This is a genomic window from Enterobacter sp. 2VL (genome assembly GCF_005503595.1).
Taxonomy (GTDB): Bacteria; Pseudomonadota; Gammaproteobacteria; order Enterobacterales; family Enterobacteriaceae; genus Enterobacter; species Enterobacter cancerogenus.
Window position 1 is genome coordinate 471016 of sequence record NZ_SCNE01000002.1, and the last position, 15344, is coordinate 486359.

Annotated in this window: 15 protein-coding genes; 5 read left to right on the forward strand and 10 right to left on the reverse strand. The window is 61.0% G+C overall.

Annotated elements, in window-relative coordinates; translation table 11 throughout:
• Positions 1–49 precede the first annotated feature (49 nt).
• From FFS28_RS06655 to FFS28_RS06670, 4 genes are all read right to left on the reverse strand, one after another.
• The gene (locus FFS28_RS06655; RefSeq protein ID WP_137849100.1) at positions 50–1291 is read right to left on the reverse strand and encodes an LVIVD repeat-containing protein; all 1242 of its coding nucleotides are present in this window, start codon (positions 1289–1291) and stop codon (positions 50–52) included.
• Positions 1292–1354: 63 nt separating this feature from the next.
• Positions 1355–2419 carry a sugar ABC transporter substrate-binding protein gene (locus FFS28_RS06660; protein ID WP_088207715.1) on the reverse strand — a complete coding sequence of 355 codons (1065 nt, stop codon included), beginning with the start codon at positions 2417–2419 and terminating at the stop codon, positions 1355–1357.
• An 11-nt stretch (positions 2420–2430) separates the two neighbouring features.
• The gene (locus tag FFS28_RS06665) at positions 2431–3426 is read right to left on the reverse strand and encodes an ABC transporter permease (RefSeq protein WP_137849101.1); all 996 of its coding nucleotides are present in this window, start codon (positions 3424–3426) and stop codon (positions 2431–2433) included.
• On the reverse strand, positions 3423–4925 hold the full coding sequence (locus tag FFS28_RS06670; protein ID WP_137849102.1) for a sugar ABC transporter ATP-binding protein: 1503 nt from the start codon (positions 4923–4925) through the stop codon (positions 3423–3425). The genes FFS28_RS06665 and FFS28_RS06670 overlap by 4 nt, the downstream gene beginning before the upstream one ends.
• A 158-nt stretch (positions 4926–5083) precedes the next feature.
• On the opposite strand from FFS28_RS06670, the gene FFS28_RS06675 reads away from it, so the two are divergent.
• From FFS28_RS06675 to FFS28_RS06690, 4 genes are all read left to right on the forward strand, one after another.
• Positions 5084–6172 carry an oxidoreductase gene (locus FFS28_RS06675; protein WP_137849103.1) on the forward strand — a complete coding sequence of 363 codons (1089 nt, stop codon included), beginning with the start codon at positions 5084–5086 and terminating at the stop codon, positions 6170–6172.
• Between the two features lie 57 nt (positions 6173–6229).
• Positions 6230–6973 carry an SDR family NAD(P)-dependent oxidoreductase gene (locus tag FFS28_RS06680; protein WP_101738079.1) on the forward strand — a complete coding sequence of 248 codons (744 nt, stop codon included), beginning with the start codon at positions 6230–6232 and terminating at the stop codon, positions 6971–6973.
• Between the two features lie 184 nt (positions 6974–7157).
• On the forward strand, positions 7158–7454 hold the full coding sequence (locus FFS28_RS06685) for a type II toxin-antitoxin system RelE family toxin (RefSeq protein WP_058610637.1): 297 nt from the start codon (positions 7158–7160) through the stop codon (positions 7452–7454).
• Positions 7435–7839 carry a helix-turn-helix domain-containing protein gene (locus FFS28_RS06690; protein ID WP_014069279.1) on the forward strand — a complete coding sequence of 135 codons (405 nt, stop codon included), beginning with the start codon at positions 7435–7437 and terminating at the stop codon, positions 7837–7839. The genes FFS28_RS06685 and FFS28_RS06690 overlap by 20 nt, the downstream gene beginning before the upstream one ends.
• Here the strand turns inward: FFS28_RS06690 and FFS28_RS06695 are convergent.
• Positions 7836–8033, reverse strand: a complete 198-nt coding sequence (locus FFS28_RS06695; RefSeq protein WP_006177086.1) for a YbdD/YjiX family protein — start codon at positions 8031–8033, stop codon at positions 7836–7838. The genes FFS28_RS06690 and FFS28_RS06695 overlap by 4 nt on opposite strands.
• 60 nt (positions 8034–8093) lie before the next feature.
• The gene (gene cstA, locus FFS28_RS06700; protein ID WP_137849104.1) at positions 8094–10199 is read right to left on the reverse strand and encodes a pyruvate/proton symporter CstA; all 2106 of its coding nucleotides are present in this window, start codon (positions 10197–10199) and stop codon (positions 8094–8096) included.
• A 288-nt stretch (positions 10200–10487) separates the two neighbouring features.
• On the opposite strand from cstA, the gene FFS28_RS06710 reads away from it, so the two are divergent.
• Positions 10488–11600, forward strand: coding sequence for a M20 family metallopeptidase (locus FFS28_RS06710; RefSeq protein WP_137849105.1), 1113 nt, complete (start codon positions 10488–10490; stop codon positions 11598–11600).
• Positions 11601–11692: 92 nt separating this feature from the next.
• Here the strand turns inward: FFS28_RS06710 and entH are convergent, their stop codons facing one another.
• From entH to entE, 4 genes are read right to left on the reverse strand one after another with little or no spacing between them, the layout of a single operon-like run.
• Complete coding sequence (gene entH, locus FFS28_RS06715) at positions 11693–12106, reverse strand: proofreading thioesterase EntH (RefSeq protein WP_006177082.1); 414 nt, start codon at positions 12104–12106, stop codon at positions 11693–11695.
• 1 nt (position 12107) lies between these two features.
• A complete protein-coding gene (entA, locus tag FFS28_RS06720; protein WP_137849106.1) occupies positions 12108–12863 on the reverse strand; it encodes a 2,3-dihydro-2,3-dihydroxybenzoate dehydrogenase EntA in 756 nt (251 codons plus the stop codon).
• Positions 12863–13717 (reverse strand): isochorismatase, encoded by an 855-nt coding sequence (locus tag FFS28_RS06725; protein WP_006177080.1) that lies wholly within the window; start codon positions 13715–13717, stop codon positions 12863–12865. Before FFS28_RS06725 ends, entA begins: the two co-directional genes overlap by 1 nt.
• A 10-nt stretch (positions 13718–13727) precedes the next feature.
• Positions 13728–15338 (reverse strand): (2,3-dihydroxybenzoyl)adenylate synthase EntE, encoded by a 1611-nt coding sequence (entE, locus tag FFS28_RS06730; protein WP_137849107.1) that lies wholly within the window; start codon positions 15336–15338, stop codon positions 13728–13730.
• Positions 15339–15344 lie beyond the last annotated feature (6 nt).

The following is a 15344-nucleotide window of genomic DNA, read 5'->3' on the forward strand; positions in this document are numbered from 1 at the left end:
TCTCCCTCTCCCTGTGGGAGAGGGCCGGGGTGAGGGTATCAAACCGCACTCACCCCAGATACTCAATCACCGATAACCCGCCGTTATAATCCGTGCTGTAGATAATCCCCTGCGCATCCACAAACACATCGCACGACTGGATCACCTGCGGGCGGTTGGGCCGCGTATCCATCATCTTCTGCGGCGCGGCGGGCACCAGCGCGCCGGTTTCCACCGGGCGATACGGGTTGGAAATGTCGTACGCCCGCACGCCCGCATTCTGATACGTTGCAAAAATCAGCGTGGAGCTGACAAAGCTCCCTGGCCGGTTCTCGTGCAGGTTATGCGGGCCAAAGTGCGCCCCCTTCGCCACGTAATCGCGCTCATCGGGCTGCGGGAAGGTGGAAATACTCACCGGGTTCGACGGCTCGCGGATATCAAACAGCCAGATCAGCTTCTCGCCATCTTCCTGGTTATCCAGCACCGCCTCGTCCAGCACCACCAGCAGATCGCGGTCCGGCAACGGCAGCGCGGTGTGCGTACCGCCGCCAAACGGCGGACTCCAGTTGCGATGGCTAATCAGCGTCGGATTCGCTCGGTCCTTAACGTCCAGCAGGGTCAGCCCGCCGTCGCGCCAGCTGCCGTACGCGGTATCCCCGGCGATAATCGCGTGGTGCAGCGCGTAGCGTTTGCCTTCGGGCCAGGTCGGCTGTTCGCCGTCGGCCTGGTTCATCCCCGGCAGCCACCAGCGCCCCGCCACCTCGGGCTTGCGCGGGTCGGCCAGGTCGATGGTCAGGAAGATATAATCGGTAAAGCCGTCGATCAGCGCCGATACGTATGCCCAGCGCCCGCCCACGTACCAGATGCGGTGAATGCCAATGCCGTTCAGCGACAGAAAACCGATCTCACGCGGCGCATCCGGCGTGGAGATGTCAAACACGCGCAGCCCGGCGCTCCAGCCCGTGTCCTGCACGTCGCGCACGGTCTCGCCCACCTGCCGGGTGTAGTACACCTTTTCGTCGGCAAAGCGGGCATCGGCAAACAGATCGCGGGCGTTAATCACCAGCAGCAGATCGTCGTGCGCCTGCAGATGGACGTTCCAGGTGCCGGGCGGCGCGGGCACATACCCTGCCGCTTTAGGGTTTTTCGGGTCGCGCACGTCAACAATTGAAAAACCCTGCGACACCATATGGCCGATGTAAGCAAAGCCGCGATGGACCATCAGCTGTACGCCGTCCGGCCGGCCGCCCTGGTCGCTATGACCTATCAGCCGCATATTGCGGCTGTATTCGGGTTGAGGTAATGCAGACATATTTTCGTCCTTTCGCCGGATGGCAGTTGCGCCTTATCCGGCCTACAAAAGCGCCACCGGGCATTATTTAGATTTTGCTTCCAGCGTCGCAAACCACGGGGCGATAAAATCGTCGGTCTGACCCCAGCCCGGAATGATTTTCCCGAGCGTAGCCACGTTCACCGCGCCAGGCTGGGCGGTGAGCAACGCCTGCGGGATCGCCGCCGCTTTAAAGTCGTAGGTTGCAGGCGTGGTTTCTCCGGCAATCTTGTTGGCAATCAGGCGGACGTTGGTCGCGCCGATGAGTTTCGGATCCACCGCCACGCTCACCGTCCACGGGCTGCCCGGCTCGCGCATTAGCTGGAGATCCTGGTTAGAGATATCAATGCTGTAGAGTTTGATCTCGGTCCGGCCATTCTCTTTCAGCGCCTTATATGCCCCCTGGCTGAACGCGTCCCAGGTTCCCCAGATGGCGTCGATTTTGCCTTTCGGGTATTTCGCCAGGATCGCGCCCACCTTGTTGGCGGTATCGCCCTGCACGTCAGAAGAGACCGCGCCAATCGACTCCAGCTCTTTAATGCCCGGGTACTGCTTTTGCAGCGCTTGATAGGCCGCCTGACGGCGTTCCATCGGCGGGAAGCCCGCCACCCAAAGCTTGACGATGTTGGCTTTGCCGTTGAAATCTTTCGCCAGCTGGCCGAAAGAGAGGTTGGTCAGGGAGGCGTCATCCTGCTGGGTCACGGTCACGCCCGGAATGTCACCGTTTACGGCGGTATCAAATACCGAGACCTTAATCCCGGCCTCCACCGCTTTTTTCACCAGCGCGGTTGAATACGGATCGCGCCCCTGCGAGAGAATAATCCCGTCATACTTTTGGCTGATCGCCTGATTAACGAAGTCCTGGAATTTGGCGTCATCACCGTTGCTCAAGAAGGTGCTGACCTTAAAGCCAAGCTTTTTACCCTGCTGGATGGCTCCGGCGACAAACTGGGTGGTGTTGTCATCGGAACCGAGGTTGCGGATCACCGCAATGCGTATGGGTCCGTCATGGCTTGCAATGGCCGCCGGAAGCGGTGCGGGCGTTGCCGCGAAGCCCGGCAGCGAGGTCAGAAAGCCGAGCGCCACCACAGCGCGTGTCACTGTTTTCATTGTGCTATCCCTTAACGTTTTTGTATGTAGGTAATGGCCAGCGCCACGGCGAGCACCAGCCCTTTTATAATGTCCATCGCGTAATACGGCACGGAGAGCATCACCAGGCCGTTCGACAGCACGCCCAGAATTACCGCGCCCACCAGGGTCCCCAGCGCGTTTGGTTTACCGGATCCGGCCAGCGAAAAGCCGATCCACGCCGCCGCTACCGCGTCCATCAGATAGCCGCCGCCCGCATTCACCTGCGATGAGCCAATGCGCGAAGCCAGCAAAATGCCGCCCAGCCCGGCCAGCAGCGAGGCAATCACATAGACCGCCACCTTGTAGCGCGTGGTTCGAATGCCCGAAAGGCGCGCCGCCTCCGGGTTACCGCCGATGGCGTACATCCGGCGGCCATGGGTAGTCAGCGACAGCCCGAGCTGCGCCAGCACGGTCACCACCAGCATGACAATCACGATGGTCGGCACCTGCCCGAGCAGGCTGAACGCTGCCGGAAGGGTCCCCTGGGCCATGTCGCCGCTCGGCAGCACCATGTTTTCGGTAATCGACCCGCCGTAGCTGTAGGTCATCGCCACGCCCTGAACCACAAACAGGCTGGCAAGCGTGGCAAGCATGTCCGGGATACGCAGGATGACGATCAGAAAGGCGTTAAACAGCCCCACCAGCGTACAGAGCGCGAGGGTAATCAGGATCGACGTGGTGGTGCCGAAGCCGTGCCAGACGAAAAGTGAAATCACCAGCGCGTTGGCCAGCGAGGCCGTTGACCCCACCGACAGATCAAACCCGCCGACGGTGAGGGAAATCGACACCCCCACGGCAATCACCGTCACGATGGCAATTGCGCGCAGGATATTTATGATGTTGTTCGGGTCGAGGAAGCTGTCTGACGCCAGGCCAAAGAACGCCACCAGCGCGACGACGGTCAACAGCATGCCCCAACGGTAGAGAAAATCGAAAATCTGCTGGCGGCCCGACGCCGCCGCGGTCACTGAAAGGGCCTTGCTCACGTCGCCGTTCCTCCGGTTGAATAATAAAGTAGTGTCTCTTCGCGGGCCTCGGCCCCGGCAATTTCCGCCACGATGCGCCCGTCCCACAGTACGCAGATGCGGTCGCACAGCCCGACCAGCTCGGCGAACTCACCGGAGGCGTAAATCACCCCTTTGCCCTCGCGCGCCAGGCCGTCGATCAGCTGAAACAGATCGGTTTTGGCCTTCACGTCGACGCCCTTGGTCGGCTCATCGAAAATCAATATGCTGGCGTCGTTGCGCAGCCATTTGCCAATGGCGACCTTCTGTTGGTTACCGCCCGACAGGCGGCGCAACACCTGCCCCGGCCCACGCGCACGCACGCCAACCCGGGCAATCACCTCCTCTGCCCAGCGCCACGCCTGACGATGGCCGAACAGACTCCAGCGCGAAAACGTCTTGTCCGCCGTCACCGCCAGGTTCATGCCGATCGGTTCATCAATAAAAATGCCCTCTTTGCGCCGCTCCTCCGGCACCAGCGCCAGACCGCGCAGCACCGAGTCCGCCGGGTCGCGCGGCTGCCAGGGTTGATGGTTCAACTCACCGCGATCGATGCGGCTTTTGGTTGCACCAAACAGCGCCTTGCACAGCTCAGTTTTGCCCGCCCCCGCCAGGCCGGCAATGCCGAGAATTTCGCCTTTGCGCAGGTGCAGAGAGATATTTTTTAGCAGGGCCTCGTCGTGCAGCCCTTCTACCCGCAGCAGCGTCTCGTCACCGTGCGGCGGACGCGCGGGCGGATAGATATCGCTCAGCACATGGCCGAGCATCTTCTCGACGATCGCCTCACCGCTGAGATCGGCCATCGGGCCGGACTCAATCAGCCTGCCGTCGCGCAGCACCGTCAGGGTGTCGCAGATGGCCTTCAGCTCGTGGATACGGTGCGAGATAAACACCACGCCGATGCCCTGCTGTTGCAGACGTCTCACCACCGCAAACAGGCGCTCGCTTTCGTGGGCGTCGAGCGGCGCGGTAGGCTCATCGAGGATCAGAAAACGGCAGTGGTGCGAGAGCGCCCGCGCCAGCAAAATCTGCTGCTTTTCGGCAAGCGTACAGCCGTCGATAGTGCGGTGGACGTCCAGCGAGACGTCAAGCTGCGCCAGCGCCTGTCTCGCCTGCTGGCGAATGGTGCGCCAGCGGTAGCGGTGTCCCGGCTGCGCCAGCTGGTCGAGCATAATGTTTTCGGCAATGCTCAACCCCGGCACCAGCGCCACGTCCACCTCCTGCTGAACAAGGTGGATCCCAAGACGTTTGGCGTCCAGCGGCTCGCGGATCGTCACCGGCTGGTTGTTAATGCATATCTCGCCTTCATAGCGGTCGTGCGTTCCGCACAGCACCGCCATCAACGTCGATTTCCCCGCGCCGTTTGCGCCGGTCAGCGCATGTACCGAGCCGCCCGCCAGCGTAAAGTCCACGCGCGTCAGCGCCTGAAAGCCGGAAAAGGCCAGACTGATACCGCGCATTTCAAGGCGACTGGAAACCATCTGCGTAAATCCTTCATTACTCTTTTGATTTAGCGAATTTTTCACAGCTCCGGTTGACTGACAACGACGGAAAAGGCATAAGATAAAGCGAAATATTATTAGCCATCCGGATGTCCAGACATAACATCGGGTTAGCGCTTGCGAAAAAGGACAACACCATGAGCAACACCGATATCCGCGTCGTACCCGGCCCGGCGAACTACTTCTCTCACGCCGGGAGCCTTGCGCGCCTGAGCGAATTTTTTACCCCGGAGCAGCTTTCCCGCGCCGTGTGGATTTACGGCGAACGCGCCATCGAAGGCGCTCGCCCGTTCCTGCCGGAAAGCTTTAACGCCCCGGGGGCAAAACGCCTGTTATTTAAAGGCCACTGCAGCGAGCGCGACGTGACAGACCTGGTTCGCCAGGCCGGCGACGACGCCAGCGTGGTGATTGGGGTGGGCGGCGGCGCGCTGCTTGATACCGCCAAAGCCGTGGCGCGCCGTCTGGGCGTGTCTGTCGTGGCGGTGCCGACCATCGCTGCCACCTGCGCCGCGTGGACGCCGCTCTCCGTCTGGTACAACGATGCCGGTCAGGCGCTTCAGTTCGAGATTTTCGACGACGCCAATTTCCTGGTGCTGGTGGAGCCGCAAATCATTCTCAACGCCCCGGCGGAATACCTGCTGGCGGGCATCGGCGACACGCTGGCGAAGTGGTACGAGGCGGTGGTCCTCGCCCCGCAGCCGGAGGCGCTGCCGCTGACCGTGCGGCTGGGCATTAACGGCGCACTGGCAATCCGCGACGTGCTGCTGGCGCGCAGCGAGGAGGCGCTGGCCGACCAGCAGCGTGGTGAACAGACGCAGGCGTTCCGCGACGTGGTGGATGCCATCATCGCCGGAGGCGGGATGGTTGGTGGTCTTGGCGAACGCTTTACCCGCGTGGCCGCCGCGCATGCGGTACACAACGGCTTAACGGTGCTGCCGCAGACGGAAAAATACCTGCACGGCACCAAAGTGGCCTACGGCATTCTGGTGCAAAGCGCGCTGCTCGGTCAGGATGAGGTGCTGGCGCAGCTGGTGGCGGCCTATCAGCGCTTTAACCTGCCGACCACCCTGCGTGAACTGGAGGTGGATATCAACAACCGTGACGAGCTGGACAAGGTGATTGCCCATACCCTGCGTCCGGTCGAGTCGATTCACTACCTGCCGGTTACGCTCAGCCCGGACGTGCTGCGCGCTGCGTTTGAGAAGGTGGAAACATTCCCCCGCTAAACGCGCCGACCGTCTATACCTAATGATGATTCTCACCACTCTCGCAACGAGGTCATCATGCAGATCGATTTAACAGGTAAGAAGGCGCTGGTTACCGGCGCCAGCCGTGGGTTGGGTCGTGCAATTGCATTGTCGCTGGCGCGCGCCGGTGCCGATGTGGTTATTACGTATGAAAAATCCGCGGATAAAGCGCAGGCCGTCGTCGATGAGATAACGTCGCTCGGGCGGCACGGCGAGGCAATACAGGCGGACAGCGCCAGCGCGCAGGCCATTCAGGATGCCGTCACCCATGCGGCACGCTCCCTCGGCGGGCTGGACATTCTGGTCAACAACGCCGGGATCGCCCGTGGCGGCCCGCTGGAGACCATGACGCTGGCGGATATCGATGCGCTTATCAACGTCAACATTCGCGGCGTGGTGATCGCCATTCAGGAGGCGCTGGTCCACATGTCCGACGGCGGACGCATCATCAACATCGGCAGTTGTCTGGCGAACCGCGTGGCGCAGCCGGGAATTGCCGTCTACTCGATGACCAAATCCGCACTCAACTCCCTGACCCGTGGTCTGGCCCGCGATTTAGGCCCGCGCGGGATCACCGTGAACCTCGTCCACCCCGGCCCGACCAACAGCGACATGAACCCGGAAGACGGTGAGCAGGCCGACTCGCAGCGACAGCTTATCGCAGTGGGGCATTACGGCCAGCCGGAAGACGTGGCTGCGGCGGTCACCTTCCTCGCCAGCCCGGCAGCGGGGCAAATTTCCGGCACCGGTCTGGACGTGGACGGCGGTTTGAACGCCTGATCGCATATTTTCTGCACGCCTCTGTCGCCCGGCAGAGGCCTTGTCGAGCCGCCTCGACGGTTCGCGTTTTGCCGCTTTATCCCGCCAGCGCTCCGCTCTACAGTGCTCCCATAAGAAATTCGGAATTTATCTAATAGTCTTATTATTTCCTTATATTTTGTGTGGGCGTACAGTGGAGGTACGGATGAAGATTGTCTGGTCTAATGGTGCAAAAAAGGCTTTTTCCAGAATTGACGAGCGGTATCAGCGCCGCATTGAGGTAAAGCTTACCGAACTGGATGACAGCTCGGCTCCCCGGCCCGATATCAAAAAAATATCGACGGCAGAAAATCATTTCCGGCTTCGCGTTGGCGATTACCGCATCATCTATACGCTTCGGGACGATCCCGATGACCATTGTTATGTTCTGGCCATCAAACGCAGAACATCAACAACTTACCTGCACGAGGAGAAAGCCACCTATGGCTGTTCAGCTAATTAAGGACGATAACGGTAAAACGCAGTACGTGGTTATTCCTTATCACGAATACTTCCGCATGTGCTTGCAGATGGCTGAGATTGACGACGAAACCGACGACGATCTGGAGGATATTGAAGTCGAACACGATAGTCTGGATGACGTTGAATTGCCCGGTGAAGTATGCAGCATCATGACCTGGCAGAACGTCAGCCTGCAGGCCGCGTGGCGCATCCATTGCGGGTTATCACAGCAGGAGGTGGCGGAGAAACTCGGCATCAGCCAGTCCGCCGTGTCGCAGCTTGAGGCCATCGACTCGCGCCCGCAAAAGCGCACCCGCGAAAAGCTGGCGGCCATTTACGGCTGTAAGCAGGAGCAGATCAGCCTCTATTTACCGAAAGAGGGTTAACAGCACTTCGCCCCGCCCTTGCCGCCGTAGCGGGCGTCCTGACGATCGCGGAAAAATTCTTCGTAGGTCATCGGCGTCTGGTCCGGATGGGTGACGCGCATATGCTCGACGTAGTTGTCATAGTCCGGCACGCCAATCATCATTTTGGCGGCCTGGCCCAGGTACTTACCAGCTTTGGAGAGGGTGTCGAACATTATTCTGGTCTCACAGGAAATGTAGGCCGGGTAAGGCGGAGCCGCCACCCGGCACACAGGTTAATGCGCCCCTTTCGCCTGGGTCACAATCTCATCCAGGTTCTCAGGCATCCGCTCGTACGGCGTCTCTTTCGCCGTCGGCTTGTCCACTTTCAGGGCCGCCAGCGCGGTTTTCAGAGAATACAACGCCAGCACCACAACCACCACCATAAAGAAGATGGTCAGCCCGGCGTCCAGACGGTTGTTAAACACCAGCTGCGACAGCTGCGTTTCGGTGTACTGCGCCGGGATTTTACCGCTGTCGATCATCGCCTGGAACTTGTTGGCAATCGCCAGGAAGCCCACCTTGTTATCCGGGCTGAAGGCTTTCTGCCAGCCTGCCGTCAGGGTACAAATCAGCAGCCACGCGGTTGGCAGGAGCGCCACCCATGCATAGCGCTGGCGCTTCATTTTGAACAGAACCACCGCACAGAGCATCAGCGCCATCCCCGCCAGCATCTGGTTGGCGATGCCGAACAGCGGCCACAGGGTGTTAATCCCGCCCAGCGGATCGACCACTCCCTGATGGAGGAAGTAGCCCCACGCCAGCACGCACAGCGCCGTCGCCAGCAGGTTGGCCGGGAGGGAGTCGGTACGCTTCAGGTTCGGCGAAATCACGCCCAGCAGATCCTGCAGCATAAAGCGCGCCGCGCGCGTGCCTGCGTCAACCGCGGTCAGGATAAACAGTGCTTCAAACAGGATCGCAAAGTGATACCAGAACGAGACATCCATCAGCCCGCCCAGCGCGCCGTGCAGAATGTAGGCCATCCCCACCGCCAGCGTCGGTGCGCCGCCCGCTCGGGAGATGATCGACTGTTCGCCCACCTCATTCGCGATGTGCGTCAGCGTTTCAGGGGTAATCGCAAAGCCCCAGCCGCTGACTACCTGCGCAGCAGAAGCCACCACGTCCACGGTTCCGGCAGGGGCCAGCACCGCCATCGGGCTGTTCATCGCAAAGTAAACGCCCGGGTCGATAATACAGGCGGAGACCAACGCCATGATCGCCACGAAGGACTCCATCAGCATACCGCCGTAGCCAATCAGGCAGGCCTGATTTTCATTCGCCAGCATCTTCGGCGTGGTGCCGGAGGCAATCAGGGCATGGAAGCCCGATACCGCTCCGCAGGCAATGGTGATAAACAGGAACGGGAACAGGTTGCCGGTCCAGACCGGGCCGGTACCGTCGATGAATTTGGTTAATGCGGGCATGGTCAGGGTCGGGCGCATAATCAGAATGCCGATCGCCAGCCCGACAATCGTGCCGATTTTCAGGAACGTGGAGAGATAGTCGCGCGGGGCCAGCAGCAGCCACACCGGCAGCACCGCCGCCACAAAGCCATAGCCCACCAGCATCCACGTCAGCTGCACGCCGGTGAAGTCAAACCACGGCGCCCAGGTGGGGCTTTCCGCCACCCAACCGCCGGAGATAATGGCGAACACCAGGAACACCAGGCCAATCACCGACACTTCGCCAATACGCCCCGGGCGCAGATAGCGAATGTAGATCCCCATGAACAGCGCCAGCGGAATGGTAAAGGCCACGGTGTAGGTTCCCCACGGGCTGTGGGTCAACGCTTTCACCACGATCATCGCCAGCACCGCCAGGATGATCACCATGATCATAAAGGTCGCCACCAGGGCAATCACCCCGGCAGTGGCTCCCATCTCCTCTTTCACCAGCTCGCCCAGCGAACGTCCGTCGCGGCGCGTAGAGACGAACAACACCATGAAGTCCTGTACCGCCCCGGCCAGCACCACGCCCGCGAGGATCCAGATCATCCCCGGCAGGTAGCCCATCTGCGCTGCCAGCACCGGCCCCACCAGCGGCCCTGCCCCGGCAATGGCCGCGAAATGGTGACCAAACAGCACTTTTTTGTCGGTCGGCACGTAGTCCAGCCCGTCGTTATGGCGCACCGCTGGCGTCATGCGCGTGCTGTCCACGCCCAGCACGTTTTTAGCGATATAACGGCCATAAAAACGATACGCGATCAGATAAATGCAGACGGAGGCGACGACGATCCACAGCGCGTTGATCTGCTCCCCCCGATTGAGGGCGATATAGCCCAGGGCAAAGGCTCCCACAACGGAGAGCCCTGCCCACAGAAGGTATTTCCCTGAGTTGTTCATAGTTGGTGTCCGTTGTTGTGAAACAGTGAGATGTTACATTTTGTTTCTAGAACACCCGCCAAAATTTAACAACTCTGAAACGCAATAATGTGGGGTCGTACCAGACATTTACACCACAGTGTTAAGCCGATCACTTTCGCGCCGTCAGCGGTCACACTTTTACCTTTTTCAGCCAGGCACGTTATTACGGGATGATTTGTATCATTTTTTTTGCACGTAACCCGGCCAGAATGACGCAACGTTTTTACCGAGCTGCTGATGCACATCATTTCTGAACAGGACGTGAACATGAATCTTGACCAATACATTGAAGAGTTGAAAACCCTGGTAAACGTCGACTGCGGCACCCAGACCGTCGCCGGCGTCGCCACCGTGGCAGGCATTATTGAGGCGCTCTGGCAGCGCGAAGGCTGGCACACCGAGCAGGTTAATCTGGGCGACAAGGTCGGCCCCGGCGTGTTTGTCAGCAACCGTCCCGGAGCGGAGCAGTTTGACGTGCTGCTGGTTGGCCATCTCGATACCGTGTTTGCCCCCGGCACCGTGGCCGAACGCCCGATGCGCGAGGATGAGACGCGGCTGTACGGCCCCGGCGTATCGGATATGAAGAGCGGTCTTCTGAATATATTGTGGGCAATGCGCGCGCTGGACGCGGCGGACAAGGATCGTCTGTCGATTGCGGTGGCGATGAACCCGGACGAAGAGACCGGCTCGGTCTATTCCCATGAATGGATCGGCGGGCTGGCAAAACGCGCTCGCTGCGTGCTGGTGTGCGAAGCGGCCCGCGCCGACGGCTCGCTGGTGAAGGCGCGCAAAGGCATGGCGGGCTATCACCTCACCTTTAGCGGCGTGGCGGCGCACGCGGGTAACGATCCGGAAAAAGGCCGCTCGGCCATCACCGCGCTGGCACACGCGATTACCGCGATAAATTCGCTCACCGACTGGACGCGCGGCACCACCCTGAACGTCGGGGTTATTAACGGCGGCAGCGCGGCCAACGTGGTGGCCGACAGCGCCACGGCTGAACTCGACGTGCGTTTCTGGGAAAACGATGAATACGACCGGGTGAATCAGGCGCTTGAAGCGCTGTGCGAAAAAGGCTTTTTAGAGGGCGTGACCACCACCCTAAGCCGCGTGAATCATAAGCCAGCCATGGCGGCCGGGGAGTCAACTCAGCAGCTGATGCAGCTCGTTGAGAACGCGGGGAAAGAAGAAAACATCGCCATCACCTGGCAGGCGGTCGGCGGCGGCAGCGACGCCAACCATACCGCGGCGCTCGGCATTCCGACGCTCGACGGCTTAGGGCCGATTGGCGCAGGCTTCCACAGCCCGGCGGAGTGGCTGGATAAAGCGTCGATTGAACCGCGGATCCGGTTGCTGAAACGGGTTGTTTCGATGCTGTAAGGCACCGCCCGGTGGCGCTTCGCTTACCGGGCCTACCCTCTGCATGTAGGCCGGGTAAGGCGAAGCCGCCACCCGGCAATTCAGGCACAACCCTACCCCAGCACCATCGTGCTCAACCGGCACGTACAGCAGCGCCGTCCCTGCTCGTCGAAAACCACGATTTCCCAGCTCTGGCTGGTGCGCCCCAGATGCAGCGGCTGACACACGCCGCGCACCTTGCCCTGCGCCACGGCGCGGTGGTGCGTGGCGTTCAGCTCCGTTCCCACCACGTTCTGCCCGTCGCGGGTCATCAGGAACCCGGCCATAGAACCGAGCGTCTCCGCAAGCGCAGCGGAGGCTCCGCCGTGCAGCAGGCCAAACGGCTGATGGGTGCGGGCGTCCACCGGCATCTCCGCTTCCAGGCTGTCATCACCAAGGCGGGTATAGACAATGCCCAGATGCGCCACCATCGTGTTCTGGCTGGTGGCGTTCAGTGCCTCAAGCGACAAATGACGTTTCCAGATCATCTTACGCCCCCAGCGTGGAGCCGCCGTCCACCACGATATCCTGCAGGGTGATATGGCTTGCGGCATCGGACGCCAGGAACAGCACGGTGCTGGCGATCTCCTGCGGACGGGCGATTTTACCCAGCGGAATGCCAAGCTTGAACTGCTCGCCAAAGCCACGGATACGCTGGCGTTCAGCATCGTCGCTGGTCCACAGGGTGCGCTGCATATCGGTATCCGTTGAGCCAGGGGAAACCAGGTTACAGCGCACGCCGCTGCCCGCCAGTTCCAGCCCGACGGTCAGGGCCAGGCTTTTCAGCGCCGCCTTCGAGGCACCGTAGGCGCTCATCCCGATGCGTGGAGTGTGCGCCGCGTCAGACGCTACGGTGACAATCGCCCCGCCCTGCTGGCGACGGAAGGTGTCCATCGTCTGCTGGAACAGGTTGAACGCACCACCGACATTGACCGCGAAGGTCTGCTGCCAGTCCTCCTGCGAGAGCTGGTCAGTCGCGCCCATGCGCAGGATCCCGGCGGCGTTCACCAGCACGTCAAGACGCGCGGTGCTCTGCAGCAACCGTCCGCACACCGCTTTAACCTGCGCGGCGTCGGCTACGTCCAGCGTTTCAGTGGCAAACGGATAATGCGTCAAGGGAAACGCCAGATCGAACCCGGTAACCTGTGCGCCGGCCTCCGCGAAGGCCTGCGCCGTCGCGTAGCCAATGCCCTTACCCGCGCCCGTAACCCAGACGGTTTTGCCGGTAAAATCAAATCCCGCCATCACTTCACCTCGCGGGAAAGCAGCGCCCACCAGGCATCAAGGGTCGGGTTTTTCGCCAGCATCACGAAGTCGATGTCGCCATGCACTTTGCGCCAGCGCGCCGCCAGCGCCATCATGCGCACCGAGTCCAGTCCGTAGTCGATCAGGTTTTCGTCATCCATCGGCTCGTCGGATTCGTCCAGCAGCGGCAGGATAAGCTCACGCAGCGCGGCTTTCGAAGCCGGAACGGACGGCAGCAGTTCGTCGGTCATCACCACGCGACCGGAACGCCCTGCCACATACCTGAGCGACATCAGGTGCTCGTCACGGGTGAAATCTGCCAGCGCATCGGCGATGAAAAACGGCTTGATGTCGCGCATAAACGCGTCGGTGGCGGTGGTCATGCAGCCGATGTGCGCGTAAACGCCGGTGATCAGCAGCTGGTTGCGGCCGGTCTCCTTGAGCATCTGCTCCAGCGGCGAGCGGTGGAACGCGCTGTAGCGCCACTTCACCAGCACGGTATCGGCTTCATCCGGCGTCAGTTCAGCGACGATTCGCTGCTGCTCCGGCGAACGGGTCAGGCCCGGCCCCCACATGTCGTTCAGCAGGGCACGGTCTTCGTCGCTCTGCTCTTTCGGCTGGGCGGTGTAGTAAACCGGGATGTTGTGTTCTTTGCAGTAATCGCGAAGTCTCGCGATGTTCGCCACCACCTGCGCCATCATTGCGCTGTTTTCGCCCCAGAAGTTCAGGAAGTATTCCTGCATATCATGGATCAGCAGCGCGGCGCGCTCTGGCTCAAAGGCCCAGTTCACTTTGTTGTTCGGCAGGTCTGCGGCGGTTGGCAGCGCGTAAGCGGTTAATTTTGGGATAGCCATATTTTTTTCCTCAGCCCTGTGCGCGTTCCGCGAGCCACAGGCGCAGCTGTTTCTTATCGACTTTACCGACCGGCGTTAACGGAAGCGCGTCAACGCTCTCCACGCGGTCCGGCAGTTTGAATTCGGCAACGCCCTGCTCGCGCAGGAAGCGACGCACCTCGACCGCGCGCAGCGGCTGTTTGACCACCAGATACGCGCAGCTTTTCTCGCCGAGCAGGCTGTCTTCCATGCTCACCAGGGCTGCGTGGATCACCGACTCGTGGCGCAGGAGCAGGTTCTCGATCTCCTCAGCGGCGATCTTCTCGCCCCCGCGGTTGATCTGATCTTTCTCGCGCCCCTGCACGGTGATATAGCCCTGTTCGTCGATGGCGATCAGGTCGCCGGAGCAGTAAAAACCGTCGGCGTCAAAGGCGCTGGCGTTGTGCTCCGGGCTGTTGAAATAGCCGCGGAAGGTGTACGGCCCGCGCGTCATCAAACGTCCGACTTCTCCGCGCGGCAACGGATTACCGTGCTCGTCCGCCACCCACACTTCGTCGTCCGGGCACATCGGGCGGCCCTGAGTATTCATGATGCGCTCCGGCGTATCGTCGAGCGCGGTGTAGTTCACCAGCCCCTCGGCCATGCCGAACACCTGCTGAAGCTGGCAGCCAATTTCGGCGGGAATACGCGCGGCAAGGGTGGCAGACAGACGAGCGCCGCCAACCTGCAACAGCGTTAAAGAGCGCAGCTGCGCATTCCCCGCCCCTTCGGCAATCGCCTGTAGCCACAGGCTGACCGCAGGCGGAACCAGCGAGGTGACGTTGATCTGATGCTGTTCAATCAGCGGGAAACAGAGCGTAGCGCTTGGATCATTTGCCACCACCACGCAGCCGCCAGCGGTGAAGATGCCGAGCGATCCCGGCGAGCTCATGGCGTAGTTATGCGCCGCGGGCAGCGCATTCAGGTAACGGGTATCGGCGGTGATGCCGCAAATCTCATTGCTGCGACGAATGCTGTAATCGTAGTCGTTGTGCGTACGCGGGATAAGCTTCGGCGTGCCGGTGCTACCACCGGAGAGCTGAAAGAACGCGACCTCATCGGCAGGCGTCGGGGTCGGAATGAAATTATCCGCCGGGCGCGCAATCGCCGTTTCCAGCGCATGTTCGCCTTTATCGCCGCGCAGCAGCACCACGCGAACCGAGCGGTGTTCGTCCACGAAGGTGTTGAGAAACGCTTCATCGGCAAACAGCGGGTGATGGCGATCGGCAATCAGCACCGCCGGTTTAATCTGTGCGGCGTAGGCGTTCAGCTCGCTGCGCTGATGGCTAAAGAGCGCGTTCACCGGCGCAACGCCGATTTGCAGCAGGGCGAAGAAGGTGATGTAAAACTCAGCCACGTTGCCCAGCTGAACGAGCGCCGTTTCACCGCGCACGATCCCCTGAGCCTGTAGCGCAGAGGCCAGGTTGTTGACCTGCTGATTGAACGCGCGATAGGTCAGCCGACGCTCGCCGTCAATGATGGCCACGGCGTCATTGTTGGCCTGATCCGTCAGGATGTGGGTCAGCGGCAGATCCTGCCAGTAGCCTTTCTCACGGTAGCGTCGGGCAAAATCCTCGGGCCAGCGGGTAAAGGGAATGGTCATGATGCG